Below are 26203 nucleotides of genomic sequence, written 5' to 3'. Positions count from 1 at the left end.
AGTTAGATGGCAGGTCCGTTGGCCGGTGTTCGGATTCTCGATTGCACGACAGTCGTGTTGGGTCCGTGGGCCGCGCAGCAGCTCGGCGATCTCGGCGCCGATGTGATCAAGATCGAGCCGCCGGAGGGCGACACCACCCGTCAGCTCGGACCGGCACGCAATCCGGGGATGGCCGCCTTCTATCTTGGCTGCAATCGCTCCAAACGTTCGATCGTGCTCGACCTCAAGCAGGACGCCGGCCGCAACGCTCTGTTCAAGCTGGCCGAAACTGCCGACGTGCTGATGCACAACTACCGGCCCGATCCCGCCAAGAGGCTGGGCGTCGAGTACGAAGCCTTCGAGAAGATCAATCCGCGCCTCGTCTATCTCGCGACTTATGGTTATCGCGCGGCCGGCCCCATGGGGGCGAAGGCTGCCTATGACGACATCATCCAGGCCGGTTCGGGCCTCGCGTCGCTGCAGACCGTGGTGGCGGGCCAGCCACGCTTTCTGCCGACCATCGTTGCCGACAAGACCAGCTCCAACGGCGTCGTTTCAGCGCTGCTTGCGGCACTCTTCGCGCGTGAACGCACCGGCAAAGGCCAGGCCGTCGAAGTTCCGATGTACGAGACGCTGGTTTCCTTCGTCATGGTCGAGCATCTCTACGGCGAGACCTTCCGGCCGGCGCTCGACACGGCAGGCTACAAGCGCGTGCTCAACAAGGAACGGCGGCCCTATCCGTCGAAGGATGGCTACTTCGCGCTGCTGCCCTACACCGACGGCCACTGGAAGGAGTTCTGCGGCCTGATCGGCCGGCCGGAACTGGCCCAGGATCCGCGCTTCACCTCACTCGCCAACCGCCTGAAGAACGTCGAGCACTACTATTCGACGCTGGCCGAAATCTGCGCCACGCGGACGAACGCCGAGTGGGTCGAGTTGCTGAAGAACTCGAACGTGCCACACGGCCCGGTCAACACGCTCGACGACCTGTTCGTCGATCCGCAGCTGCAGGCGACCGAATTCTGGAAGGAAGTCGACCATCCGACCGAAGGCCGCCTGCGCATGCCGGACATTCCTCCGCGCTTCAGCAAGACCAAGCCGGAAGTCACCCGGCTGCAGCCGCGGCTCGGCGAGCACAGTGTCGAGGTGCTGCAGGAGGCCGGGTTTACGCAAAGCGAAATCGACGCCATGCTGAAGTCCGGCGCGACCAAGACGGCGTAGACCGTCACACCGAGAATCGTCGCCCGAATGGGAGGCGATCATGATCATCCGTGCGACACGGCGTGACGTTCTGCGCTATGGGGCGGCCTCTATGGTGGCCGCCCTGCCGGCGCCGGCAATTGCACAGGCGTGGCCGAACAAGCCGATCCGCATCATCTGTACCTATCCGGCAGGCGGGCTCACCGATGTCTTCGCCCGCGCCTATGGCGATTACGTAGCGCAGAAGATTGGCCAGCCTGTGGTCGTTGAGAACAAGGCGGGTGCCGCCGGTGCGATCGGCGCCGAGATGGTCAAGCAGGCCGCGCCCGACGGCTATACGTTGATGTTCACCAACTCGACGACGATGGTTCAGAACAAGGCGCTGTTCAAAAAGCTGCCCTACGATCCGGACAAGGATTTTGCCCTGGTCGCCTGGTTCAACACCGGTCATCTGCCGACGATCGTTAACAAGGATGTGCCGGCCACCAACATCAAGGAGTTCGCGGCGTGGGCGCAGGGTCGCAAGGTATCGCTCGCGACCTATGGCATCGGCTCCTTCGCTCATGTCGTGACCGAGACTTTGAATCGCCACTACGGGCTCAAGATGGAAGCCGTGCATTATCGTGGTGAATCGCTGATGTGGCAGGACGTGGCCTCTGGCGCCGTCCAGGGCGCCACCGGCAGCTATGCGTCTGCGTCGAGCGTCTTGCAGACGGGTGCTGGGCGGCCGATCGCCGTGCCCACCCTGGAACGCATGAAGCGGCTGCCCGACATCCCGACCTTCTACGAGCAAGGTCTCACCGAGAAGGCATTCCAGATACGTGGCTGGGTGGGCTGTGCGGCGCCCGCGGGTACACCCGAGGAGATCGTACAGAAGCTCTCCGACCTGATGGTCGAAGCCGGCAAGACCGAGCGTATCCAGAAGGTCAACGACACGTTCGCCATCGACGAGGGGGCACGTGACAGGGCCTATTTCAGGAAGGTCCTGGATGAAGAAGGCCCGGTCTCGATCGAGATCATCAAGAGCCTGAACATAGAGCCTCAGTAGATCCTTGATACGAGCAACGGCCGCGTCGATGCGCTGAAGCCATCTTTACGCCCTGCGAAATCGACGCCATGCTGTCAGCTGGCGCGATCAAGACGGCTTGGACCGTCACCAAAAAATACCGCGCCGCAGGGAGGAAGTTATGGTTATCCGTGCGTCGCGTCGCGATGTGTTGCGTTTTGGTTCTGCCGCTGCTGCGGCAACGATTGCGGCTCCGGCCATTGGCCAGGCCGCTTGGCCCAACAAGCCCATCCGTATCATCTGCGGTTATCCGGCCGGCGGCCTGACCGATACGTTTGCGCGCGCCTATGGCGAGTACATCTCGCAGAAGACTGGCCAGCCTGTGTTCGTGGAGAACAAGGCTGGTGCCAGCGGCGCCATCGCCGCCGAGCAGGTGAAGAGTGCAGCGCCCGATGGCTACACGCTCATGTGGACGATCTCGACCACCATGATCATGAACAAGGTGCTGTTCAAGAAGCTGCCCTACGACCCGGACAAGGATTTCGTCCTGATCTCGTGGATGGACGCGGGCCACTTGCCGCTGATCGTGAATTCCAAGCTGCCGGTGAAGAACCTGGCCGAGTTCGCCGACTATGCGCGTGCCAACAAGGTGAGCCTCGGCACCTATGGTGCAGGCTCCTACAGCCACGTCGCCGTCGAGGCGCTCAACCGCCACTACAAGCTCACGATGGAGGCCGTGCACTATCGCGGCGAAGCGCCGATGTGGCAGGACGTGGCTGCAGGCGCCGTACAGGGTGGCAGCGGCAGTGTCGCCGCGGCTTCAGGCGTACTGCAATCGGGCAACGGCCGTCCGATCGCTGTGCCGACCAAAGTGCGCATGAAGAAGCTTCCCGATGTCCCGACCTTCTTCGAGCAGGGCGTCACCGACAAGGCATTCCAGGTCCAAGGCTGGATCGGCCTCGTGGGCCCCTCCGGGATGCCCAAGGAGATCGTCCAGAAGCTCTCCGACATGATGGTCGAGGGTGGGAAGAGTGAGCGTATCCAGAAGATCCTGGCGACCTTCGGCATCGACAGGGCCGCGCAAGACCATGTCTTCTTCGAGAAGATCGTGGCCGAGGAGGGTCCGATCTGGATCGACCTGGTAAAGGGGCTGAACATCGAGCCTCAATAAGGGGTATTCGCGTCCAGGTTGGGTCAGAGATCGAACGTTAAATCCGCCGGATGAGGCTTTCAGTTATTTGCATTTGCAGCTTTGCGCGGGCCTAAGGTCCGTGTAGGTCAACTGTAGGTAGCAGGGGTGTAACAGCGCCCGAACGAAAGGAAGCCCATTCTGCATGGCCCTCGACGTCTATGTCGGGTCGCTGACGCGTTACCACGCTGGTGAGTGGGAGACAGTCGGAGATAAAATCGCGCGCGAGCGCAGTCGCCAGGGCCATGCGGCGCGTCCGCGTGGTCCTGCGGCCCTGATCGAAGATCCCGCGGGTATTCACGCGGCGGTAGTGGCGTGGCGAGTGGGCCTCGTGCAGTCGCTAGGCAATCGCATTGACACGCCTCTCGATTGGGAAGAAGCGCCACATGCTCCTTACTTCACCGGCCGGCCGGGCTGGGATGGCTTTGGTTCCCTCGTCCTGTGGGCGGCCTACGCAGAACATCCAGGCCGCCGTTGCCCCGAAGTGCTGCCGGAGGAGTGGGACAGCGATCCCGTCCTGAGGCGGTCGAATGCGGAGGGATATCGCTCGCGCTATGCCCACCTCGTGCGGCATGTCGAGCTCTGGCTGCCCTGTCCCTTCGAGTTCACCTTCGAAGGTGAGACCGTCGACAGGCGACGGACAGTTGTGGGGTCGACGACGACGCTGAGGCGGCAGCTCTCGGAACTCAACGCCGCGACTTGGGAGGCGAGTGCCGCCGCCGTCGTCGGCTGGGGCCGGACGCCGCCATCGACCGCTGCCTCGCTAGAGTTGCGCGCCCGCTATGCCTTTGCGGTCCTGTCGGACCTCGTGCAGCAGGCAACGGGTCACAAGTTGCCGATGAAGCTCGATTACTGAAACGACAACACCCCCTCCGAGACATGGAGGGGGTGTTGCGATTGCCCGTTATCGGGATGCTTGATCAGGAAGCCTGCGGTGCAGGCGGTTGCGCCGGCGGCTCCGAGGGGCGGCTGCGGCGATCGGCCATGAACTGGTCGAACTCGGAACGATCCTTGGCAGCGCGCAGCTTGTCGAGGAAGTCGCGGAACTCGCGCTGTTCCTCGTCGAGGCGGCGCAGCGTCTCCTCACGATATTCGTCGAAGGCGACGTTGCCGCTCGTCTCGGGCCGGCCCCAACGATGGCGGCGCTTCCAGCTACGCCATTCCTCGCGGGCCTGACGGCGATGCTCGCGCCACTCTTCGCGAGCCTGTTGGCGATCGGGCATGTCCCAATGGCCGTAACGTCTCGAGCAAAACATGCGTCCACTCCATTTCAGGTAAACGAGAAGCGCGATGCCAATCGGCCAGAACAAGATGAAGCTCAGCACCATCAGGGCGATCCACGCTGGCTTACCGAGGTCGTCGATTTTTTCGATCAGGCCCATGTGGGGACCCCCTTAGCTTGATGTTAACGATGTAAATGTTAACGACATTTACATTGGGCATTCCCCCTTACTGAGTCAAGGGGCAGTGAGTGCACTTTATGCTTTTGGGGGAAAACCCAGTCCCTGCAGGTAAATCAGCATGGCCGACTCCAGCAGCTCCTCTGCGGTCATGGGCAGGGAGCGCCGGCCGGCGTCGCCGCGGCCGAACAGCGAGGCAATGCCGTGGGACAGCGACCAGACGTGCAGGCTCATCATCAGGGCCGGTGGCCGTTTGCCGGCCGGCAGCAGACCGACCAGTGTTTCGGCAGCGGTGCGCAGCACGCCGAAGGCGCGGTCGCCTGCGGCGCGCAACTCGACATTGATGTCGGGTGGCAGGCCCGACTCGAACATGGCGGCGTAGTAGGCCGGCTCGGCACGCGCGAATGCGAGATAGGCGCGGCCGATATTGTGAAAGGCTGTAATCGGGTCAGGCTTGCCGCCGGCCCAGCCGGTTGAAAGCATCGCCTCAAAGCGCTGGAAGCCCTCGCGCGCCACATCGGCCAGCAGGGCCTCGCGATCGCGGAAGTGCCGGTAAGGCGCCGCTGCGCTGACGCCCGCGGATCGTGCGGCGTCGGCAAAAGTGAAGCCGGCGGGGCCTTTTTCCTTAATGAGCTCGCGCGCGGCCTTAATCAGCGCTTCGCGCAGATTGCCGTGGTGATAGCCGCGCTCTTCGCGATCCTGCCTTTTCCAGCTCATGTTAAGGGAGTTTACATTAAAGCAGGGGCCAGCAATAGGCAAAGCGGAGCGGGGCAATACACGGCGCGATATGCGTAGACGTTGAGTGAACTGCCGCCCCTCTGTTCCTACCCTGTGCGTGCGAAAGTCGAGAGCGGGGCCCCATGCATCACGGAGACGTGTCAGCGGAAGTCGCGGCCGGACTGCTGGCGCTCAGGAAGCGCATCGACGCCGCAAAGATTCCATCCTCCAAGCTCGACGAGACGATCAACGTCGCGGTCTGGAACATCCGCGAGTTCGGCAAGAAGCGGCGCAAGCCGGCGGCCCTCCACTACATCGCCGAGATCCTGGGCCAGTTCGACCTGATCGCACTGGTCGAGTTGCGCGACAATCTCGAGGATTTCGGCCGTGTCTGCCACTTCCTCGGGCCGAGTTGGGATCTCGTCTACTCCGACTGGATGTCCGACGATGGCGGCAATCGCGAACGCACCGGCTTCCTGTTCGATCGCCGCGCCGTCACCTTCAACGGGCTCGCTGCAGAGGTCGATGCGCCGCGCGGCAAGGCGGGAACGGAGTATCTCGCGACGCAGTCGTTCTGGCGCGCGCCCTACATGTGCTCGTTCCGCTCCGGAAACTTCGATTTCATCGCCATCGCCACCCATGCGCGCTGGGGCAAGAGCACTGCCGGCCGCGAAGCCGAACTCGGCATGCTGGCGGACTGGATCGACGAGCGGCAGAAGGACAAGTCGGTCGAAGACCATGACCTGATCGTGATGGGCGATTTCAACACGCCCAAGCTCGACGACAAGCTGTTCAAAGCGCTGACGCGGCGTGGCCTTCAGGTGCCGGACTCGTTGATGAAGCTCAAGGCTGGAGACGTGACCGTCGGCGGCTCCAATCTCAACAAGAACGCGCGCTACGACCAGATCCTGCACCTGCCGACAGCAAAGAAGCGCTTCACCAACTTCGGCGGCACGCTCGACTTCCATGTCTCCGATGCCGGCATCAAGGAGCTGTTCCCCGGCGCTGGCATGACACGCACCCAGTTCACCTACCAGCTCTCCGACCACCTCCCGATCTGGGTGCAGATCAAGACCGACATCGACGGCGAGCGGCTGACCCAGATCGTGCAGAACGCCAGGAAGGGCTAGTAGCCCGCCGCGCGGTCGACGACTTCCTTCAGTGGCTCGCCATCGAGGAAGCGCTTCAGATTGTCGACGAAGAGGCGCGCGACGAACTTATCGCGCTGCGGGTGCGGGCCGCCGATATGCGGCAGCACGATGATGCCCTCGGCCTTCCAGAAGGGATGCTCTGATGGCAGCGGCTCCTGGCGGAAGACATCGAGCACGGCGCCGGCGATCTTCTTTTCCATCGCGGCGGCGATCAGGTCATCGTCCTTGATGATGTGGCCGCGGCCGAAGTTCAGCAGCCAGGCGCTGGGCTTCATCTTCGCCAGCCGCTTGGCGTCGATGAAATTGTCGGTCTCCGGCGTTGCCGGCAGGAGCAGCAGCACGAAGTCCGACTGCGCCAGCACCTCGTCGGTGCGCTCCGGCGGCAGCACTTCCGCGACATGGGCCATGGATTGCGGGCGCCGCTTGGTGCCGATCACGCGCATGCCGAGCGCCGCAGCGATGCGGGCGACTTCACCGCCGATCGCGCCCAGCCCCAGGATGCCCAGCGTCTTGCCGTAAAGCGGCTGGGCGACGGTGTGCACCCACTTGGCCTGCTTCTGGTTTTCGACCGCCACGCTCATCGGCTTCGCGACATGGAATAGTGCGGCGATGATGTTCTCGGGCATCGATTCGGTGTGCGTGCCACGTGCGCAGGTGAGCGCAAGCTGCGGCGGCAGGTCGGGCAGCGCGAGCCAGCCCTCGACACCGGCGCTCATCGCCTGCGCCCAGCGCAGCTTCGGCATGGTGGGCAGTAGGCCGGCCGGAACGGCGCCGGCCATCAGCGCCTCCGTCCGCGCGAGCTGATCGGCCGACGGCTTCTCCTTGCGCGGCAGGGTATCGATGGCGACCCGCTCGCCGAGTCCCGCCGCTTGAATGGCGTCGAGATAGCTTTTGGGTTGGTCGGTCCAGAGCAGGATGTGCGCGCGGTTGGTGGTCACGATGACGACTCCTCGTGGCTGAAAGCTAACGCCAGATCTTCTTGCCGCTGCCCGGCAGGCCGAGTTCGCCCCACATGGCGTCGACCTTGTCGATCACGGCCTGATCCATGCGGATCTGGCGACCCCATTCGCGGTTGGTCTCGCCGGGGAACTTGTCGGTGGCATCGAGGCCGATCTTGGAACCGAGGCCGGAGACCGGCGAGGCGAAGTCGAGATAGTCGATCGGTGTGTTCTCGATCACGGTGATGTCGCGCGCCGGATCCATGCGTGTCGACAGCGCCCACATCACGTCCTTCCAGTTGCGAGCGTCGATGTCGGCATCCACGACGATCACCCACTTGGTGTACATGAATTGCCGCAGATAGGACCACACGCCCATCATCACCCGCTTGGCGTGACCGGCATAAGCCTTCTTCATCGAGACGACGGCGATGCGATAGCTGCAACCTTCGGGGGGCAGCCAGAAGTCGACGATCTCGGGGAACTGCTGCTGGAAGAGGGGGATGAACACCTCGTTCAGAGCCTCACCCAGCACTGATGGTTCGTCGGGTGGCCGACCGGTGAAGGTCGAGAGGTAGATCGGCTGGCGCCGCATGGTGATGGCGGTGATGGTGAACACCGGGAACTGTTCGACGCTGTTGTAGTAGCCGGTGTGATCGCCGTAGGGGCCTTCGTCGCCATAGTCGTCGAGGCTGACATGGCCTTCGAGCACGATCTCGGCCTCGGCCGGCACCTTGAGCGGCACGGTCTTGCAATCGACCAGCTCGACCTTCTTGCCGCGCAGCAGGCCCGCGAACTGATACTCCGAAAGCGTGTCGGGGACCGGCGTGACGGCGGCCAGGATGGTGCCGGGATCGGCGCCGATCACCGCCGCCACCGGCAGCGGCTCGCGTTTGCCCGCGCCTTTCCAGCGCTGGTGGTGCTGCGCGCCGCCGCGATGCTTTAGCCAGCGCATCAAGGTGGTGTTCTTGCCGGTGACCTGCAGGCGGTAGATGCCGAGGTTGAAACTGTCCTGCCGATCGCCTTTGGGATTGGGCCCTTGCGTGACGATCAGCGGCCAGGTGATCAGCGGCGCCGGTTCGCCCGGCCAGCAGGTCTGGATCGGCAGGCGGCCAAGGTCGATGTCGTCGCCGGTGAGCACGACTTCCTGGCAAGGCGCAGTGCCGACCGTCTTGGGCTTCATCGCCATGACCGTGCGCAGCATCGGCAGCATGTCGAGCGCCTCGCGCCAGCCGCCGGGCGGCTCGGGCTGGCGCAGGAAGGCCAGCGTCTCGCCGACAGCGCGCAACTGGGCAGGCTCGCGATCCATGCCCCAGGCGACGCGCTCCACGGTGCCGAAGAGATTGACCAGTACTGGAACGTCGGAGCGGCTGCCGTCTTCGCGCACCACGTTCTCGAACAGCACCGCAGGCCCTTGCTCGGCAAGCAACCGGGTCTGGATCTCCGTCATTTCGAGATGCGTGGAGACGGGCGCTTTCACGCGCACCAGGCGGCCGGCCTTTTCAAGCCGGTCCATGAAATCGCGAAGCGAGGCGTAGGGCATACTGGGGTTGTCGTTTAGAGTGGTGGGCGTCCGAGATCAAACGCCATGAAATCAAACGCCATTCCGGCTGAATTCGAAGACCTGCTGAGTCGCGCCGGCCGGCAGGTGCTGGCGGGTTCGCATCCGCTGTGCGGGGCACTCGCCAATCCGCGCACGCGCTTCCTTGCCCGCGACGACCTGCTGGATCGCGCCAAGGTGGGCCGCCTGCGCCGCGCGCTCGAGGCCGAGCTTGTCGACACGCTCGAACCGCTGGAGCGGCCGATTCCGCCGGAGACGATCTCGGAGATGCGCCGCGACTATGGCGAGCTGCTGCCCAAGACCAGCCGCGCCCGCACGGTCTATTTCGAGAGTCGGCGCGAGCCCGGCGTCAAGGCTGCGGAACGCATCGGCCTCGTGCGCATGATGCGGTCGAAGAGCTTCCGTGCCTTCGCCGAGGCACTGGCCGGCCGCAAGCTGGCGGCGGGCTGGGGCTTGCAGGTGCTGCGTTACGGGCCGGGCGACTATGCCGGGCCGCACAACGATCACCATCCCGAGAACAAGGATGCGAAGGCTGGTTATATCGACCTGCATCTCAGCCTGTGCACGCCGGGCGTGGCGCACCAATGGCTGGTCTACAGCCGCGCCGGCCATTTCAGCGAGATCGTGTCGGTGGCCAAGCCTGCCACGATGACGGCCTATCGCCTGCCATTCTGGCACTACACGACACCGCTCGTCGGCAAGCCGAACGCGGCGCGGTGGGTGCTGTTGGGCACCTTCCTCTATCGTTAAGCCTCTATCGCTAGGCGCCGGTCTTGTGCCAGGCCGCGGCGCGCGCCACCAGGCGTCGCGCGCGCTCGACAACGGGCAGATCGACCATGCTGCCTTCGAAGGCCACGGCGCCGGCGTCTGCCGCCTCGAAGGCCGCGATCAGACGGCGGGCGCGGTCCAGCTCGGCCGCCGACGCGCCATACTCTTCGTTGATGATTGGCACGTGCAGCGGATGGATGCAGGCGGCCGTCGTGAAGCCCAGCGCCCGGCCACGCCGCAAACCGGCTCTGTAGGAGTCGAGATCGTCGATCTTCGCGAGCTGTCCCATCGAGCCCATCGGCAGAATGCCGGCGGCGCGTGCGGCAGCCAGGCCCTGCATGGCGAAGACGTACATGCTGTCGGCCGACGGGATGGCGCCCAGTTCCGTCGCCATGTCCTCACCGCCCACCGACATGCCCGCCATGCGAGGCTCGGCGGCGATGGCGAAGAGATGCGGCAGGGCGGCGGGCGATTCGATCAAGGCGAGAAAGCGCGTGTGGCCGATCTCCATGCCCTGCGCCGCCTCGTGCTCCGCCACCACTTCGGAGAGGAGACGTACATGCTCGGGTCCCATGACCTTGGGCAACATCAGCGCTGTCACACCCGGCATGACGGCAGCGGCGATGTCGGGGATGGCGAGCGTTAGGGGACGGTTGATGCGCACCACCACATCGGCGCCGCTCTGGGCGACGCGAGGAACGGCGGCGGCGAGGGCTGACCGTGCGGCCTCCTTGTGTGCCGGCAGGATCGAGTCCTCGAGATCGAGGATGATCGCATCGGCACCGCGCGTGTGCGCCTTCGCGACGAAGCGTTCGGCGGTCACCGGCACGAACATCAAAGAGCGCCAGGTCGGTTGCGGACGGTTCGTCATGTTTCTTTAGCCTCTTACTTCAAACCAATGGGCACGACGCTGATCGAATTCTGCGGGCTGCCTTCGATCACACGGTCGGTATAGGTGAGATAGACCAGCGCCCGGCGCTTGGGATCGTAGAACCGCACGACCTGTGTCGTCTTGAAGATCAACGAGGCGCGTTCGCTGAAAACCTCGTGCGGGCTCTTGAGCTTCTCTGCTTGCGTACCATCAACCGGTCCGACCTGATGGCAGGAGATCGACGCATAGGGTGGATCCTCGGCGAGACCGAAGGCACCCTTGATGCCGCCGGTGCGCGCGCGCGAGATGTAGCAGGTGATGCCGGCGATATCGGGATCGTCGAAAGCCTCGACCACGATCTTGTCGTTGGGGCCAAGCCACTTGAAGCGATAGCCCACGGAACCGATTTCCTCCGCGGCGGCCGGAAGGGCCAGCAGCAGGGCGAGCAAGGAGAGGATCGCACGAAACATCTCAGGCTCCTTTGGCGGGAGGACGCGTGGCCAGGAACAGGCCGGGCAGGACGAGGGCTGTTCCCACTAGATGGTACCATTGCGGCGCTTCGCCAAGCGTGAGCCAGGCGAGGATGCCGACATAGAGCGGACCGAGATACATCGACACGCTGGTCACCGAAGGCCCCAATTCGCGGATGCAGAAAGAGAAAGCGCCATAGGCGCCGACGCCGGGAATGACCGCGAGGACGATCCAGCAGGCCCAGGTGCGCCAGTCCGAAAAATCTGGTCCGCTCCACAGCGCAGCCTCGCCGATGGCGAAGGGCAGCAGCACCAGCGAGCCCGCGAAGGCAATCGCGCACAGCCTCGTCAGCGGATCGAGTGCGCTCGGTCGGTGTTTCAACAGCACGGAGTAGATGCCCCAGCAGGCCGACGCGGCGGCGATCCAAAGATCGCCCTCGGTGAACTGGACCGAGAGGAGGTTGCCGATGTGACCCTTCGCGAAGACAGCGGCGACACCGGCGAGGCAGAGCACGATGCCGGCGAGGCGCCCGGCGGTCAGCCGTTCGCGATAGAGCAGCCGGCCCAGCGCCACGACCAGGATCGGTGACGCGGCGTAGATCAGGCCGATGTTGAGGGCTGGCGTCGTGCGACCACCGATATAGACCCAGGCACCGCAGACCCACATGCCGAGCGCGCCCAGCAACAGCAGGTCGGGCCATTCGCGGCTGAGGGCATGGCGATGGCGCACCAGACGTGGCCAGACGAAGGGCAGGAGCAGGAGCGCGACGCCCAGCCATCGCCCAAGGGCCAGGGCATTGGGCGGCACGAAGGTCGCGTAGCGTGCCATCAACATGTTGACGGCGAACATCGCCGGCGACAGCAGCAACAGAGCCCAGGCGAGACGACGGCGACTGACGAACGGCACGGCAACCCTGATCAGGTGGCGCGCAACCCTTCCTTGGGAACCTCGCCACCGGCTTCCTTCACCGCCGCACGATACTCCTTCTCCGAGGAGAAGGGGGCAGTCTTGGGGAAGTCTTTCTTGCGGCCGGGGCGGACCTCGCCGGTCGACGGCGTCACGATCAGAAGTTCGCCCTGACGGCCGAGCAACGGGATCTCGCGCTTCCAGCGGGAATAGACGCGCCGTGCCGAGGCCGAGAAATCGACGTAGGTCGTGAACTCGCTGTGGTCCTTGATGAACAGCGCCTCGTAGGTGGCGATGAACTCCTCGACGAAGGTGCGGTCGACGACTTCGAGGTTGGACATCATCCAGCAGCGATCCTCGAACACCCAGTAGGTGCCGACGCCGATGAATTCCTTCTGCCTCGTCAGGTAGGGATAGAAGGGAAAGCCGCGGCAGGCGATCGTGCGGTTGTCGCGCTCGCAGAAGCGCGCGCCCTTGCAGTGGATGGCCATGCAGTCGTTGGTGAGCTCGGCCACGATCTGCTTGGTCGCATAATCGTAGGGCTTGAACTTGGACCAGAGGTCGGTGCGGGTCTTCAGCAGGTCGAACTCGACCTTGTGGACCACCGGCACGGCGTTCTCGGTGGAGCAGCAGACCGGCTCGCCTCCGTTCAGCGGCGCGCACTTGCGGCCGCAGTCGAACCGCGACACGGGCGAGTTGAACCCGTCGTAGAGGGTCGCGAAGTCGGCCGGCTTTATTGTTGATTTCGGTGTCTTAGAGGGCATTGAGGCCATGTAACCCAAGTCCTCTGTGAAAGAACAGTTAAGGAATTATAACGGATTGCCTAGGGATGAGGCAGTACCCGCCAGAGGACAGTTTCGCGCATGCCCCTGTTTTCTAGCTGTAGTGACGTCGGAATCTCATAGCGCGCGCACTCTTCGAGGCCCTGCGCGCTGAAATAATTCCGGCCGGGGTCACCCAACAATACCAGGCGCCCTCTGGCGGCGTGGCTGCGCAACCAGCCTAGCGCTCGCACCGACATCTCGCGCTCGTAACAGACGTCGCCGGCAATCACCACGTCGGCCTCGGGGTCTCCATCGGCGCCGGCCAGCCAGTCCGCGCTGCTGGTGTCGACGGCCAGCCCGTTGGCCTCGGCATTGAGGCGGGTCGCGATCAGGGACAACTCATCGATATCATTGGCGATCACGGTGGCGGCGCCGGCCTTCGCCGCAGCCATCGAGGAGACGCCCGATCCCGCGGCAAAGTCGATCACGCGCTTGCCGGCGACCAGCGCCGGATTGTCGAGCAGGTAGCGCGCCACGGCCTGGCCGCCCGGCCAGCAGAAGGCCCAGTAGGGAGGGTCGACGTTCTGCTCCTCCAGCCAGGCCTCGGTGGCCTGCCAGATCGGCACATATTCGCTGGCGAGCCACAGCTTGAACTCCGGCACCATGGCGGGGGCTTCGAGCGCGGTGTTGGCGCGGATGAACCCCTGAGGGTCGGCAGGCAGACGCGGCATCAGCCTTAATAGAGATGATCGGCGACGAGCGCGAGCAGCAGCAGCCAGCCGACCTGGGCGTTGGACTTGAAGCGCATCAGGCAATTCGCCGGATCGCTCGGTTTGACGAAGGCGATCTGCCAGAAGAAGTGCGCCGCGACGCAGGCGAGCAGCACGAAGTAGCCCGGCCCGAGAGGTGCCAGCACGCCGGTCAGGATCCAGAAGCCGATCGCCAATACGGCGAAGAGCGTGAGCCATCGCCGCGGTGCGTCGGCGAAGCGGCGTGCTGTCGAGCGCACGCCGACGATCGCGTCGTCGCGCTGGTCCTGCATGGCGTAGATCGTGTCGTAGACCATGGTCCAGGCAACGCCGCCGAAGTACAGCGCGACCGTGGCCCAGGAGAGCGTGCCCGTGACGGCGGCATAGCCCACCAGTGCGCCCCAGTTGAAGGCGAGCCCCAGCACGACCTGCGGCCAGGAGGTGACCTTCTTCATCGCCGGATAAACCGCGACCAGCAGCAGTGAGCAGAGCGCCACGCCGCCGGCGAACTTGTTCAGCTTGAAAAGCACCGCCGCGCCAACCGCACCCTGCAGGGCCATCCAGATCAGGGCCTGGTGAAGCTTCACTTCGCCCGACGGCAGCGGCCGGCCGCGCGTGCGCTCGACCCCGGCATCGACCTTGCGGTCGAGGATGTCGTTCCAGGTGCAGCCCATCCCGCGCATCGCAAGCGCGCCCAGCGCGAACAACGCCATCAGGCCGGCGAGACGTCCCCAGCTCGGCGCCGCCGCCAGCGCCAGCGACCACCAGCAGGGAAACAGCAGCAGCCAGATGCCGATCGGCCGGTCCCAGCGCGCCAGCCGTCCATAAGGCCGCGCCCAGGGAGGCAGATAGCGCAAGGTCCAGTGCTGACGATTGATGTCGGTGAAGCCGGTTGTCCGGTCGGCGGTCATGACGGCATCATGCAGCGATGCATACAGGAACACCATGAGCCGATGAGCGCAGCACGTCTCTTCGTCGAGGCCGATCTGTCGAGCGGCATCGAAGCGCCGCTCGAAGAAGCGCAGGTCCACTATCTGCGCCATGTCATGCGCCGGCCCGATGGTGCGCCGCTGCTGCTGTTCAACGGTCGTGATGGTGAATGGCGCGGCACGCTTGCCGCGCGTGGCAAGAAGGCAGCCGTCGCGGAGATCGATGAGCAGACGCGCGCGCAGGAAGCCGAGCCCGATGTCTGGCTCTGCTTCGCGCCGGTCAAGCGCGCGCGTATCGACTACATCGCCGAGAAGGCGACCGAACTCGGCGTCTCCGCCCTGCAGCCGGTCGTGACGCGCCATACGGCGGTGGAACGCGTGAACGTCGCGCGGTTGCGCGCCAACGCCGTCGAAGCGGCCGAACAGACCGAGCGATTGAGCGTGCCCGAGGTGCGGGAGCCGATCGACCTCGGACGTCTGCTCGAATCCTGGCCGGCGGACCGCCGCTTGCTGATGTGCGATGAGACTGGCGGTGGCCCGCCGATCGGCGATGTGCTGAGCCATCTCGATGATGCGGCGCGCACTGCACCCTGGGCCATCGTCATCGGACCGGAAGGTGGTTTTGCCGAAGCCGAGCTCTTGGCGATACGTCGCATAAGGGATGTCGTATCGGTCGGGCTCGGTCCGCGCATCCTGCGAGCCGATACGGCGGCGCTGGCAGCGCTTGCCTGCTGGCAGGCCCTGGTCGGCGACTGGCGGCGTCCGACGCCGCGTCTCGCTGCCGATTACCGCACATCAAAGGTTACCTTCTGAGCGCTTGCGCAGGCCCCCGGCGGTGTGGGAGACGGGGACTCGAACAAGATAAACCAGACGCAGGCTCGCGTGAGAATTGTTCATGCGACTGCGCCGCTCCCAGCGCTTAGAAGGCGGCGGGGCGCTCAGGGAGAAGAGAAAGAATGTCCGCACCTCCGTCGGGCGGCGGCACGCTGATCGAGGATCGGCGGCAGCTCATCGAATATTTTGCTGCCGGGAACAAGCCGCGCGCCAACTGGCGCATGGGCACCGAGCATGAGAAATTTGGCTATCATACGAAGACGCTGAAGCCGCTTGCCTATGACGGGCCGGACGGCATCCGTGCCATGCTCGAAGGGCTGCGTCGCTTCGGTTGGGAGCCGGTTGTCGAAGGCAACAACCCGATCGCTCTGCTGCGCGGCAAGGCCAACATCACCCTTGAACCGGGCGGCCAGTTCGAGCTCTCCGGCGCCCCCCTCGAGACCCTGCACGAAACGGCAGCGGAGAACGCCCAGCATATCGACGAGGTGAAGCAGGTCGCCGGCGAGATCGGCGCTTCCTTCATCGGCCTTGGCTTCGCGCCCGAGTGGACGCGCGAGGACATGCACTGGATGCCCAAGGGCCGCTACAAGATCATGCGCGAGTACATGCCCAAGAAGGGCAAGCTCGGCATCGACATGATGCTGCGCACCTGTACGGTGCAGACCAATCTCGACTTCGACTCCGAAGCCGACATGGTGAAGAAGTTCCGTGTGTCGCTGGCTCTGCAGCCGATCGCCACGGCGCTGTTCGCCAACTCACCTTTCAAGGAAGGCAAGGAAGCCGGCTTCAAGAGCTATCGCAGCCACATCTGGACCGACACCGATCCCGATCGTTGCGGCATGCTGCCTTTCGTGTTCGAGGACGGCTTTGGTTTCGAGCGTTACGCCGACTACATGCTCGATGTGCCCATGTACTTCGTCTACCGCGACGGCAAGTACATCGACGCTTCGGGCCAGAGCTTCCGCGACTTCCTCAAGGGCAAGCTGCCGGCGCGGCCCGGCGAGAAGCCGACCATCAACGACTGGGCCGATCACGTCACGACGGCCTTCCCCGAGGTGCGGCTGAAGCGCTATCTCGAAATGCGCGGCGCCGATTCCGGTCCGCTGCCGGCCCTCGATGCGCTGCCGGCCTTGTGGGTCGGCTTGCTCTACGATCAGAGCGCGCTCGACGCGGCCTGGGACCTGGTGAAGGACTGGAGCGTCGCCGATCACGATTTCCTGCGCGCCGAAACGCCCAAGACCGGCCTCGCCACGATATTCCGCGGCCGCGTCCTGTCGGAGCTTGCCCGGGACGTCGTCGAGATCGCGCATGCAGGCCTCAGGGCGCGCAAGCAGCTCGATGCGTCCGGCAACGACGAGACCGTCTATCTCGCGCCGCTCGATCGGGCAGTGGCGAGTGGCCAGGCGCCGGCCGACGAGCTGCTCGCCAAGTGGCAGGGCGAGTGGAAGGGATCTTTCGCAGCGCTGTTCCGCGACTACGCCTACTGAGGTAAGGTCGAGCCATGCTCGACCGTTGTGATCGCGTTCAGATCGCCGTGCACGACGCCGCCAAGGCGGCGCAGCGCTTCAATCAACTTCTCGGCAGCCAGGTGGCGCGCCACGACCACAGCCGCCATCTCTCGGCGCGCCGTACGATCCTTGCCGTCGGCGAGAGCGAGTTCGAGCTGTGCGAGGCGGACGGCGCAGGGCTCACGCAGGATTTCCTGGCCAAGCGCGGCGAGGGGTTGATGACGGCAGGCTACTGCACCGCCGACCTCGACAGCATGGTGAAGCGTTGGGAAGGCCTGGGCATTCCCTACGACCGCGACGCCGAGCAGCTCTACCTGTCACCCGAGACGACATTCGGCCTGCCGATCGTGATTTCCGAGAGCACGTACCGGCCGCGCGTCGGGCCGGTGTCCTTCCTCTACGAGACGACCAATACGCTGAAGAGCGACTGGCGCCGCGTGGCAGCCGTCTATGCCGGCCTGTTCGGCCTCGATCCCTCGCGCTTCAGCGAGATCGGCAGCGAGCGTTTCGGCTATATCGGCACGCTCACCCTGTTCGATCCGCCCAACCGGCTGGATCGCATCGAGCTCAGCCAGGTGACGGACAACGTGCATGCCATGGGCCGGTTCGCGCACAAGCACGGCGACTCGCTCTACATGTGCTACGTCGAAGTTCACGACTGGCTGAACGTGCGCCAGCGCCTGCTCGATGCGGGGGCCCGCTATACGCCGCGTGGCTCCGATCCGGCGACCGATCCCGACGGTGGCTGGGTGCATCCCAAGGAGCTGCATGGCCTGCTCCTCGGCATCTCGCGCACGGGCCTTGCCTGGGATTGGTCGGGACGCGAAGAACTGGTGCCGCCGGTATGAAAAGCCTCTTCACACGCCGTTTTGCCGTCCTGGCGCTGATCGCGACGCCGCTTACAACGCGCGCGCAGACGCCGCCGCCGACCGATCAGTGGCAGACCGTCGTCGGGCCCGACCTGCGCTTTCGCTTCGAGATGCCGCCGCCCGTCGAGAAGACTGTCGCCGGCGAGAAGGAGAAGGGCCACGCGTCGGAGCGTATCGCCTGGGCCTCCAAGCACGACGGCGAGATGTTCGATTTCGACTTCGTCGACTATTCGGCGGGCTGGTTTTCCGACAAGGACACGAAGGTGATGGCGCGCGACCTTGGCCGTGGCGAAGCCGAGAAGGCGTTTCCTCGCGACAAGTTCAAATACATCCTCGACGAGCCCGTCACTCTGCAGGGATGGGACGGCTATGCCCTCGACATCGCGGATGCAGAAGGCGCGGCGGTAATGATGCGGACCTACATCGTTAAGGATCGCCTCTACCGACTGCTGGTCACGGCCAAGGCCGACGACAAGGCCAAGGCTGCCGCCAAACGCTTCCTCGACTCGTTGAGGCTGGCGGACACACGGCAATAGCCATGCGGATCTGCGTCTACGGCGCCGGTGCGATCGGCGGCAACTTCGCGGCGCGCCTCTCGGCAGCCGGCAACGATGTGTCCATCGTCGCACGTGGTGCTCATCTCGACGCGATCCGCACTCATGGGCTCACGCTTCTCTCCGGTGACCAGAAGATCGTGGCCAAGGTCAGCGCAAGCGACCGGCCGGCCGATCTCGGTCCGCAGGACGTCGTCATCTCGACGCTTAAGGCATCGAGCCTTGGCGATCTCGCGGCTAACATCGCGCCACTTCTGGGTGCCGGTACGCCGGTGGTCTTCGCGCAGAACGGCATTCCCTGGTGGTATGGACGCGGTCTCGCGAAGGAACGGCCCAAGGCACCCGACTTGCCGCGCCTCGATCCCGATGGCGCGCTCCTCAAGGCAGTCGGCTTCGATCGCGCTTTGGGTGGGGTCATCACGACCTCCAACCACGTGATCGAGCCCGGCGTGGTGCGCAACATCTCGCCGGAGCGCAACGTGCTGTGGGTCGGCGAGATCGACGATCGCCAGACACCGCGCCTCGAAGCCCTGCGCGCGACTTTGATCGCGGCCGGCATCTCCTCACCGGCGACGACGGATATCCGCTACGACATCTGGCACAAGCTGATGGCGAATCTCACCGGCTCGACCATGTGCATGATCCTGGGGCAGGCGATTCCGATCCTGGCGACACCGCTGCTGAACCGCATGGTGCGGCGTGCCCACACTGAGGCCTTGGCCGTCGCGGCCGCCCATGGCGTGAAGCTCGACGACGATCCGGAGACTCGTTACGGCGCCAAGCGAGTCTATCCCGACCATCGCCCGTCGATCCTGCAGGACTACGAACTCGGCCGGCCAATGGAAGTCGAGGCGATCGTACGCGCGCCCATCGCCTTTGCGCGCAGCGCCGGCGTCGATACGCCAACACTCGACTCTATCGAGGCGATCTGCGTCAGCCTCGCGGAAGCGAAAGGGCTCTATCGATCCGAGAGGTGAGCTCTCGCAAAAATGGGGGGGAGTAATGAAAATGATCGCGGCGGCCGTAGCCGTTTTCGTGATGACCGCGCCGGCTTGGGCTGACATGCCCATCTACGACGTCAAGAAACACTGCGATGCGGTCGCTGCCTTTGGCGGCACGCCATCGCAGTCCATCCTGAACGGATGCCTGAACATGGAGCAGTCGGCTTACGACAGGCTCAAGCCGGTATGGAACACCTTGCCGACGGCGATGCAGAACCATTGCGACCAGGTCGCCACGTTTGGTGGAGGTGGCTCGTACTCTCTCCTCTCGGGGTGCGTGGATCAGGAGATTTCGGCAGCCAAGGCCAATGAGAATTTCCGGTTCAAACGTTAGCTGTATCGCTCTGAAATCTACTTCAGCAGCTTGAGGCACTCGCCGGCCGCTTCTCCCGCCGTGCGGGCAGCATCGCGCGACATCGAACCGTTCATCACCATTGGGCGGGCCACACTGATGACGGCGTCCTTGATATCGGTCTTCGGTGTCACTGTCGGAGCGGCTTTGCTGTAGATGAGCTGACCATCCTTGGAGAGCTTGGTCGAGCAGGCGGTGGCTGCGGCTTGATCCGCCCATGCGGCACTCGAAAACATCGACAATCCAACAAGCGAGATGTGCAGGAAAAAACGCATGACCAACCCTCGACGACACTGTAGTTTTATTCTTGCGTCGTCAGTGAAGTTGATCAAGTGATTTCTAATAAAACTAATAAGGGTAGGCCTCCGCGTCGTCGGAAGGTACAGGGACGGAAGCGAATAGCGGTTCTCCTGTTGGCAGGCCTGTGGGGAATGCCGACGGTCGCGTTCTCTCAGGACTCGCGATGGGACGCGCTCCTGACGAACTCGAACTGGTACGTCCCCATTCCCGGGTTGATCGCCTACGCCTCGAGTAACCAGAGTTTCACCACCCCGCCGCCAACGCCGATCGGCGATCAGACGCTGTGGGCTCTCGGAACGGCCACGAATGGCGTCTTCACGGGCCAGAGCCAGGCCAGCTTCTATATGAACGGCATCACGACCACCGGCATCTCGGCCATGCAGGGGCTGGTGACGTCCGGTGGCCAGATCGTGATCGCCTTTTCATCCGACACCGCGCCGACCACCATCGGCATCGGTCAGATGCGTGAGATCGGGGGCGTTCCCCTGATGGAAATGCAGATGATCACCGGGACCAGCCTTCTGGTTACGCACTGGGCGTACATGACGCCCTACAATCCCGCGGTGTTCACGCCGCCGTCGCCGTCGCAGGTGGTCACCGCCGATATCACTTCGCCGCAATGGCGCTGGACGGCCGGCACGACCTGGCGGCTCGCCAGCTCGACGCTCTTTGGAACGTCGACGCCCGGCACATTCAAGATCACCAACTACTCCAATGGCTACTACTGGGGGCTGGGTGCGGCGCCTCAGGGCAGCACGGTCGGCAATTTCACGGTAATGGGCTCAATGACGCCCGAGGGCAACGTGCTGTTCAGCTTGTTGAGCGACGGCGTGCCGAACAACCTGTCGGGCCAGATCACGGGTGATGCCAGCAGCGGCATCATGGTGCTGCATCCGTATGCAGGGTCCGGAACCTATGGACCTGCGAGTGAGGCCAGCATCATGCCGGTGTCCGCCATCGCCGCCGGACAGACCTATTTCATCAGCAACATCGGCACGTCCGTCATTCCCGCATTCACCGGCGGCACGCTGCAGGTCGACACGATCGGCCAGGCCTATGGCCAGAACTTCACGCTCGACGGCTCGGCCAGCAATCGCCTGGACCAGCGCGGCAACAGCGCCTTGCTGTCGGGCATCCTGTCGGATGCATCGCCGGGTACGCCGGGGCAGATCACCATCGCCAACAGCGAAAGTGGCGGCCGCATCATTCTCACCGGGGCCAACACCTATACAGGCCCCACCATGGTGGAAGCCGGCGCGACCCTCGTGGTGAACGGCTCGATCGTTTCGCCGGTGACGGTCGGTGGCGTGCTGGGCGGCACCGGCACGGTCGGTGCGACCACGATCAGCAACGGCGGCGTGCTAGCGCCCGGCAATTCCATCGGCACGATAAACGTGACGGGCAATCTCTCCTTTGCGCCCGGCGCGACCTATGTCGTCGAGATTTCACCCGGTGCGGCCGACCGCACAAACGTCACCGGCACGGCAAACCTTCAGGGCACGACGCTGGCCGCCTTCACGCCTGGAAACTATTCGCCGCGTGGCTATACGCTGCTGTCGGCGGCCGGCGGCCGGTCCGGCACCTTCGGCAATTTCGTCACGGTTGACCTGCCAGACGGGTTCATCGCCTCTCTGGCCTATACATCTACCGACGTGCAGTTGAACCTCACGGCGGCTCTCGGCATGGGCACCACGCTGACCGCCAACCAGAGCGCGGTTGCCGGCGCCATCAACAATGGCTTCAACTCCGGCAACAGCCTGCCGAGCGGATTGTCGGCGCTGTTCAGCCAGAGCGGCGCCACGCTTGCATCGTCGTTGAACACGCTCTCGGGCGAGGCGCAGTCGGGCGTTCAAGTCTCGACCTTTGCCTTCGGTAATCAGTTCCTCAACACCCTCCTGGCGAGCGGCGGCAGCACCGGTCCGCAACAGCAGACCGCCCAGTACGCTTCGCTGACCGCGAACGAGGCGAACGCGGAACCACGCCGGTTGCGCGGTTGGGTGGCCGGGTTCGGCGGCTATGGCTGGCTGGGCGGCACGGCGAACAATGGCTCGTCGTCGGTTCAGACCTCGGTGCAGGGACTTGCGGCGGGCGCTGACTGGACCTTCGATCAGGGTGTGCTGGGCGTGGCAGTCGCGAGCGGCACGTCGAACTGGTACCTCGGTGGTGGTCTGGGTAACGGCCGGACCAACGCCTTCCAGGCGGGCGTCTATGGTCGCACGACGTTCGGGTCGCTCTATCTCGCGGCGGCCGGTGCTTGGGGATTGCACGGCGTCAGCACACAGCGCTCAGTGCCGTATCTGGCCGACTCGCTGACGGCGAACTATACGGCCACGAGCTGGTCGGGGCGAGCCGAGATGGGCTACCGCCTGGCGTTCGGCGACTATGGTGTAACGCCCTTCATCGCGGGCCAAAGCCAGGTCGTGAACATGCCGGGCTTCTGCGAAGCCTCGCAGGCGGGGAACGGCGCGGCGCTCTGCTTCAATGCCAATTCGACGCCGTCGCTGCGCTCGGAGATCGGTATCGATGCCGATGCCGCTATCGGCAATATTCTGGGCTCGCGAGCCAAGCTGATGGCGCGTCTGGCCTGGGCGCACGAATATCAGACGACCGGATCGGTCTCGGCGTGGTTCCAGTCGTTGCCGGGCTCGACTTTCGCGGTCTCCGGCGCGTCGATGCCGAGTGACATGGGCATCGCACGCGTGATGGCGAACTTCGAACTGGACAGGGCGTGGTCGTTTCGGCTGCAGGCCGATGCCGAGTTTGCCGACCGTTACGGCGCCTTCGCTGGCACGGCTCGCCTCGCCGGGCGCTTCTAGATCAGGTGGCGGTGCCGCCCACCGTCAGTGCGTCGATGCGCAGGGTTGGCTGACCGACGCCGACGGGAACGCCCTGGCCGTCCTTGCCGCAGGTGCCGATGCCGGGATCGAGCGACATGTCGTTGCCGACCATGCCGACGCGGGTCAGCGCGTCCGAGCCGGCGCCGATCAGGGTCGCGCCCTTCACCGGGGCGGCGAGCTTGCCGTTCTCGATCAGGTAGCCCTCGGTGACGCTGAACACGAACTTGCCCGAAACGATGTCGACCTGGCCGCCACCGAAGTTGGCGCAGTAGAGACCCTTCTTCACCGAGCCAATGATCTCCTGCGGGTCCTTGTCGCCGCCCAGCATGATCGTGTTGGTCATGCGCGGCATCGGCGCATAGGCATGGCCCTGGCGGCGGCCGTTGCCGCTCGGCTTCACACCCATCAGGCGAGCGTTCATGCGGTCCTGCATCAGGCCGACGAGACGGCCGTCCTCGATCAGCACATTGCGTTGGGTCGGGGTGCCTTCGTCATCGATGGTGAGCGAGCCGCGACGATCCGACATCGTGCCGTCGTCGATCACGGTGACGCCGGGGGAGGCCACCATCTCGCCCATCAGATGGGTGAACATTGAGGTCTTCTTGCGATGGAAGTCGCCTTCCAGCCCGTGACCGACCGCCTCGTGCCACAGCACGCCCGACCAGCCGGCGCCCAGCACCACCGGCATCTCGCCGGCCGGTGCGTCGACCGACTTCAGATTGACCAGGGCCTGGCGGATGGCCTCGTCGGCCTCGCGCTGCCAGTACTCCGGCAGGAAGATATCGCCATAGGGCGCGCGGCGGCCGCTGCCGGTGCTGCCGGCTTCCATGCGGCTGCCGTCGGCGCAGACGACGCTGACGTTGATGCGGACCAGCGGCCGCACGTCGGCGGCACGCCAGCCACCGGCGCGAATGATCTCGACGACCTGCCACGAGCCCGAGAGCGACACCGAGACCTGGCGCGCCTTTGGCTCCTTGGCGCGCACGTAAGCGTCAATCTCCTGCAGGAGCGCCACCTTCTTAGCGAAGGGCACGCCATCGATCGGATTGTCGTCGGCATAGAGCAGGCGGTTGGTGCCGCGCGGTGATTCGTCGATCTTGCCGCCACGGCCGGAACGCACGGCCTTGACCGTTTCGGCCGCACGCTTCAGCGCCTGCTCGTCGAGGGCGGAAGCATGGGCGAAGCCCGTGACGTCACCCGCCACCGAGCGCAGGCCGAAGCCCTGCGAGGTGTCGAACGAAGCACTCTTCAGCTTGCCGTCGTCGAACGACAGGCTCTCGCTCTGGACATACTCGAGAAACAGCTCGCCGTCGTCGCAGCCGGCCAGGGCATCGTCGACCATCTTCGCGGTCTTGCGCTGGTCGAGCGCGCCTTTGCCGAAGAAGAGGCCGTCGGCGGTAGCGAGATGATTGATCGACTTGCTCATGCGGTCCTGCCCTTCGATCCTCAGGTGACGAGGACGATCTTGCCAAAATGGGCATTGCCCTTCATGTGCGCAAGCGCTTCGGCGGCCTCGGCCAGGGGGAAGGTCTTGTCGATCGGCAGGTGCAGCTTGCCCGCCTCGATGGCCGGCCACAGGTCCTTGCGGGCGGCCTGCACGATGGCGCGCACTTCCTCGGGGCTGCGGGTGCGGAAGGTGACGCCGATATAGTCGATGCGCTTCAGGGCATGCAGGTCGAAGTTGAACTCACCCTTCATGCCGCCCAGCCGGCCGACATTGACGATGCGGCCCAGGATGGCCGCCGCCTCCATGTTGGCGTTCATGACGCCGCCCGAAACCTGATCGACGATCACGTCGACGCCCTTGCCGCCGGTCGCTTCCTTGACCTTCTCCGGCCACTTGGGATCGCGCGTGTCGAGGGCGAGGTCGCAGCCGAACTCGGCGAGCTTCGCGCGGCGGCCATCGTTGGTCGAGGTACCCATGACGATCGACGCGCCCATGTGCTTGGCGATCTGCATGCCCAGCAGGCCGACGCCCGAGCTGGCGCCCTGGATCAGCACCGACTCGCCCTTCTTGAGGCGGCCCGCGCCGACCAGCGCATTGTGCATGGTCTGCACGGCCACGGGCATGCAGGCAGCTTGCTCGTAGCTCATGTTGTTGGCGGGAATCTTGTGAGCACGGCCCGAATCGGCGACGGCATATTCGGCGAAGCCACCGGCGGCCGAACTCATCACGCGATCACCCGGCTTGAAGTCCTTCACCTCGGCGCCGACGGCTTCGACTTCGCCGGCGCATTCGAGGCCGACAATGGTGCCGGCGCCGCCGATCGTGCCATGGCGATGACCTGACGCCACGGCGAGGTCGGCGCGGTTGAGCGAGGCGGCCTTCACCTTGATCAGGATCTCGTTGGCCTTGGGCGCGGGCTTCTTTGCGTCGGTGAACTGGACGCCCTTGTCGGTGACGACGGCTGCCTTCATGGCGGATCTCCCTTTGAATGGCTTGATGATTCAGGCGTCCTGCTTAGCAGGCAGGGGGGCGAGCCTCCACGCGTCCGCCGCATCCTTATCGCTTTTCTTCACGTTCGTTTCGGTGGGTGGCAGTCGAGCGGCCGATGGAAGGGAGAGACGCGACGGAGCTTGCAAAAATCGAGGAATACACTAGGTATGAATTCAGTTTAGTAGGTATGCAATTCCAATGATGTGATGCGGATATGAAGATCAAGCAGCAGGTTCAGGAACTCTTCCCAACACCGCTCTGGATCCTCGACATCCTCCCGGCCGACGCAGGACCCTTCAACACCACGCTCAAGGCCGAGATCGAGAAGATCATCTCGCCGCGGGCTCGTGTGCCGAGCGGCAGCAACTGGCAGACACCGCACGATCTGCACACGCGGCCGGCCTTCGCCGAACTGGCCAAGCTGATCGAGATCGCCTCGAAGAGCGTAGCGGAATATCTTCAACTCGAACGCTTTCCGATGATGATCACGGGCTGCTGGGCCAATGTGAATCCGCCCGGCAGCTATCATCCCACGCACAACCACCCGAACAATTTCCTGAGCGGCGTCTATTACGTCGACGTCCCGGAGACCGGCACCGATCTCATCTTCCAGGATCCGCGGCCGATCTCGATCATGCCGTGGAGTGGCAAGCCCACCCGCATGACCGCCAACGCCTCGTCCGCGCAGCCCCAGCCCGGCCGCATGGTGATGTTCCCGTCGTGGCTGCGGCACCACGTTCCTTCAAACGAGAGCAATACCGAACGTATCAGCATCTCGTTCAATCTCATGTTCACCAACTACGCCGAGACGCTGGCGATGCCGAGGTGGAAGGCGTCGGCGGGAGGCGCGTAGGCGCCTGGCTTCGGCCAGCGTGTCTTGCGCCAACGCGGCGTTGTGCCCGGGCCAAAGCC

27 protein-coding genes are annotated in these 26203 nt (G+C 64.5%); 14 read left to right on the top strand and 13 right to left on the bottom strand.

What is annotated here, in order from left to right; all coding sequences use genetic code 11:
* Window positions 1–6 precede the first annotated feature (6 nt).
* The 4 genes from EPO50_RS01520 (at window position 7) to EPO50_RS01505 (ending at window position 4230) form a co-directional block, all read left to right on the top strand.
* Window positions 7–1200, top strand: a complete 1194-nt coding sequence (locus tag EPO50_RS01520; RefSeq protein WP_296340874.1) for a CaiB/BaiF CoA-transferase family protein — start codon at window positions 7–9, stop codon at window positions 1198–1200.
* A gap of 40 nt (window positions 1201–1240) precedes the next feature.
* On the top strand, window positions 1241–2227 hold the full coding sequence (locus EPO50_RS01515; RefSeq protein WP_296340873.1) for a tripartite tricarboxylate transporter substrate binding protein: 987 nt from the start codon (window positions 1241–1243) through the stop codon (window positions 2225–2227).
* A gap of 139 nt (window positions 2228–2366) precedes the next feature.
* A complete protein-coding gene (locus EPO50_RS01510) occupies window positions 2367–3356 on the top strand; it encodes a tripartite tricarboxylate transporter substrate binding protein (RefSeq protein ID WP_296340872.1) in 990 nt (329 codons plus the stop codon).
* 163 nt (window positions 3357–3519) lie between these two features.
* Window positions 3520–4230, top strand: coding sequence for a hypothetical protein (locus tag EPO50_RS01505; protein WP_296340871.1), 711 nt, complete (start codon window positions 3520–3522; stop codon window positions 4228–4230).
* A 64-nt stretch (window positions 4231–4294) separates the two neighbouring features.
* Here EPO50_RS01505 and EPO50_RS01500 read toward each other — a convergent pair whose 3' ends face one another.
* Window positions 4295–4756 carry a DUF2852 domain-containing protein gene (locus tag EPO50_RS01500; RefSeq protein ID WP_296340870.1) on the bottom strand — a complete coding sequence of 154 codons (462 nt, stop codon included), beginning with the start codon at window positions 4754–4756 and terminating at the stop codon, window positions 4295–4297.
* 96 nt (window positions 4757–4852) lie between these two features.
* Window positions 4853–5491, bottom strand: coding sequence for a TetR/AcrR family transcriptional regulator (locus tag EPO50_RS01495; RefSeq protein WP_296340869.1), 639 nt, complete (start codon window positions 5489–5491; stop codon window positions 4853–4855).
* 158 nt (window positions 5492–5649) lie between these two features.
* Here EPO50_RS01495 and EPO50_RS01490 point away from each other — a divergent pair, with 158 nt between their 5' ends.
* Window positions 5650–6621, top strand: coding sequence for an endonuclease/exonuclease/phosphatase family protein (locus EPO50_RS01490; RefSeq protein WP_296340868.1), 972 nt, complete (start codon window positions 5650–5652; stop codon window positions 6619–6621).
* On the opposite strand, the gene EPO50_RS01485 is transcribed toward EPO50_RS01490, so the two are convergent.
* On the bottom strand, window positions 6618–7580 hold the full coding sequence (locus tag EPO50_RS01485) for a D-2-hydroxyacid dehydrogenase (protein ID WP_296340867.1): 963 nt from the start codon (window positions 7578–7580) through the stop codon (window positions 6618–6620). The genes EPO50_RS01490 and EPO50_RS01485 overlap by 4 nt on opposite strands.
* Window positions 7581–7605: 25 nt before the next feature.
* Entirely contained in the window at window positions 7606–9123 is a 1518-nt protein-coding gene (locus EPO50_RS01480) for a UbiD family decarboxylase (protein WP_296340866.1), read from the bottom strand.
* Between the two features lie 45 nt (window positions 9124–9168).
* On the opposite strand from EPO50_RS01480, the gene EPO50_RS01475 reads away from it, so the two are divergent.
* Window positions 9169–9891 carry a hypothetical protein gene (locus tag EPO50_RS01475; protein WP_296340865.1) on the top strand — a complete coding sequence of 241 codons (723 nt, stop codon included), beginning with the start codon at window positions 9169–9171 and terminating at the stop codon, window positions 9889–9891.
* Window positions 9892–9901: 10 nt separating this feature from the next.
* On the opposite strand, the gene EPO50_RS01470 is transcribed toward EPO50_RS01475, so the two are convergent.
* Genes EPO50_RS01470 through ubiA form a run of 6 tightly spaced genes read right to left on the bottom strand, consistent with a single transcriptional unit; the run spans window position 9902 to window position 14617 of the window.
* A complete protein-coding gene (locus tag EPO50_RS01470) occupies window positions 9902–10780 on the bottom strand; it encodes an aldolase/citrate lyase family protein (RefSeq protein ID WP_296340864.1) in 879 nt (292 codons plus the stop codon).
* A 14-nt stretch (window positions 10781–10794) separates the two neighbouring features.
* Window positions 10795–11250: a CreA family protein gene (locus EPO50_RS01465; protein ID WP_296340863.1), complete on the bottom strand. Its 456-nt coding sequence runs from the start codon at window positions 11248–11250 to the stop codon at window positions 10795–10797.
* A 1-nt stretch (window position 11251) separates the two neighbouring features.
* The gene (locus tag EPO50_RS01460; RefSeq protein WP_296340862.1) at window positions 11252–12157 is read right to left on the bottom strand and encodes a DMT family transporter; all 906 of its coding nucleotides are present in this window, start codon (window positions 12155–12157) and stop codon (window positions 11252–11254) included.
* 11 nt (window positions 12158–12168) lie between these two features.
* Window positions 12169–12921, bottom strand: coding sequence for a hypothetical protein (locus EPO50_RS01455; protein ID WP_296340861.1), 753 nt, complete (start codon window positions 12919–12921; stop codon window positions 12169–12171).
* 59 nt (window positions 12922–12980) lie between these two features.
* The gene (locus tag EPO50_RS01450) at window positions 12981–13652 is read right to left on the bottom strand and encodes a methyltransferase (protein ID WP_296340860.1); all 672 of its coding nucleotides are present in this window, start codon (window positions 13650–13652) and stop codon (window positions 12981–12983) included.
* A 5-nt stretch (window positions 13653–13657) separates the two neighbouring features.
* Window positions 13658–14617 carry a 4-hydroxybenzoate octaprenyltransferase gene (gene ubiA / locus EPO50_RS01445; RefSeq protein ID WP_296340859.1) on the bottom strand — a complete coding sequence of 320 codons (960 nt, stop codon included), beginning with the start codon at window positions 14615–14617 and terminating at the stop codon, window positions 13658–13660.
* 6 nt (window positions 14618–14623) lie between these two features.
* Between ubiA and EPO50_RS01440 the strand changes: the two genes are divergently transcribed.
* From EPO50_RS01440 to EPO50_RS01415, 6 genes are all read left to right on the top strand, one after another.
* Entirely contained in the window at window positions 14624–15412 is a 789-nt protein-coding gene (locus EPO50_RS01440) for a 16S rRNA (uracil(1498)-N(3))-methyltransferase (protein WP_296340858.1), read from the top strand.
* Window positions 15413–15555: 143 nt separating this feature from the next.
* Window positions 15556–16920 carry a glutamate--cysteine ligase gene (locus EPO50_RS01435; RefSeq protein WP_296340857.1) on the top strand — a complete coding sequence of 455 codons (1365 nt, stop codon included), beginning with the start codon at window positions 15556–15558 and terminating at the stop codon, window positions 16918–16920.
* 14 nt (window positions 16921–16934) lie between these two features.
* Window positions 16935–17789, top strand: a complete 855-nt coding sequence (locus EPO50_RS01430; protein ID WP_296340856.1) for a VOC family protein — start codon at window positions 16935–16937, stop codon at window positions 17787–17789.
* A complete protein-coding gene (locus EPO50_RS01425; RefSeq protein WP_296340855.1) occupies window positions 17786–18346 on the top strand; it encodes a hypothetical protein in 561 nt (186 codons plus the stop codon). The genes EPO50_RS01430 and EPO50_RS01425 overlap by 4 nt, the downstream gene beginning before the upstream one ends.
* Window positions 18347–18348: 2 nt before the next feature.
* A complete protein-coding gene (locus tag EPO50_RS01420) occupies window positions 18349–19341 on the top strand; it encodes a ketopantoate reductase family protein (protein WP_296340854.1) in 993 nt (330 codons plus the stop codon).
* A 25-nt stretch (window positions 19342–19366) separates the two neighbouring features.
* A complete protein-coding gene (locus tag EPO50_RS01415; RefSeq protein ID WP_296340853.1) occupies window positions 19367–19699 on the top strand; it encodes a hypothetical protein in 333 nt (110 codons plus the stop codon).
* A 17-nt stretch (window positions 19700–19716) separates the two neighbouring features.
* On the opposite strand, the gene EPO50_RS01410 is transcribed toward EPO50_RS01415, so the two are convergent.
* Window positions 19717–19992, bottom strand: a complete 276-nt coding sequence (locus tag EPO50_RS01410; RefSeq protein ID WP_296340852.1) for a hypothetical protein — start codon at window positions 19990–19992, stop codon at window positions 19717–19719.
* Between the two features lie 156 nt (window positions 19993–20148).
* Between EPO50_RS01410 and EPO50_RS01405 the strand changes: the two genes are divergently transcribed.
* Window positions 20149–22833: an autotransporter domain-containing protein gene (locus EPO50_RS01405; RefSeq protein WP_296340851.1), complete on the top strand. Its 2685-nt coding sequence runs from the start codon at window positions 20149–20151 to the stop codon at window positions 22831–22833.
* A gap of 1 nt (window position 22834) precedes the next feature.
* Here the strand turns inward: EPO50_RS01405 and tldD are convergent, their stop codons facing one another.
* Complete coding sequence (gene tldD, locus EPO50_RS01400) at window positions 22835–24196, bottom strand: metalloprotease TldD (protein ID WP_296341002.1); 1362 nt, start codon at window positions 24194–24196, stop codon at window positions 22835–22837.
* Between the two features lie 104 nt (window positions 24197–24300).
* Entirely contained in the window at window positions 24301–25272 is a 972-nt protein-coding gene (locus tag EPO50_RS01395) for a zinc-binding dehydrogenase (protein ID WP_296340850.1), read from the bottom strand.
* A gap of 233 nt (window positions 25273–25505) precedes the next feature.
* On the opposite strand from EPO50_RS01395, the gene EPO50_RS01390 reads away from it, so the two are divergent.
* The gene (locus EPO50_RS01390; protein WP_296340849.1) at window positions 25506–26144 is read left to right on the top strand and encodes a 2OG-Fe(II) oxygenase family protein; all 639 of its coding nucleotides are present in this window, start codon (window positions 25506–25508) and stop codon (window positions 26142–26144) included.
* Window positions 26145–26203 lie beyond the last annotated feature (59 nt).

The organism is Reyranella sp. (genome assembly GCF_004297405.1).
Taxonomy (GTDB): domain Bacteria; phylum Pseudomonadota; class Alphaproteobacteria; order Reyranellales; family Reyranellaceae; genus Reyranella.
The sequence above is the reverse complement of the archived record's forward strand: the minus strand, read 5'-3'. Positions and strand labels throughout refer to the sequence as shown.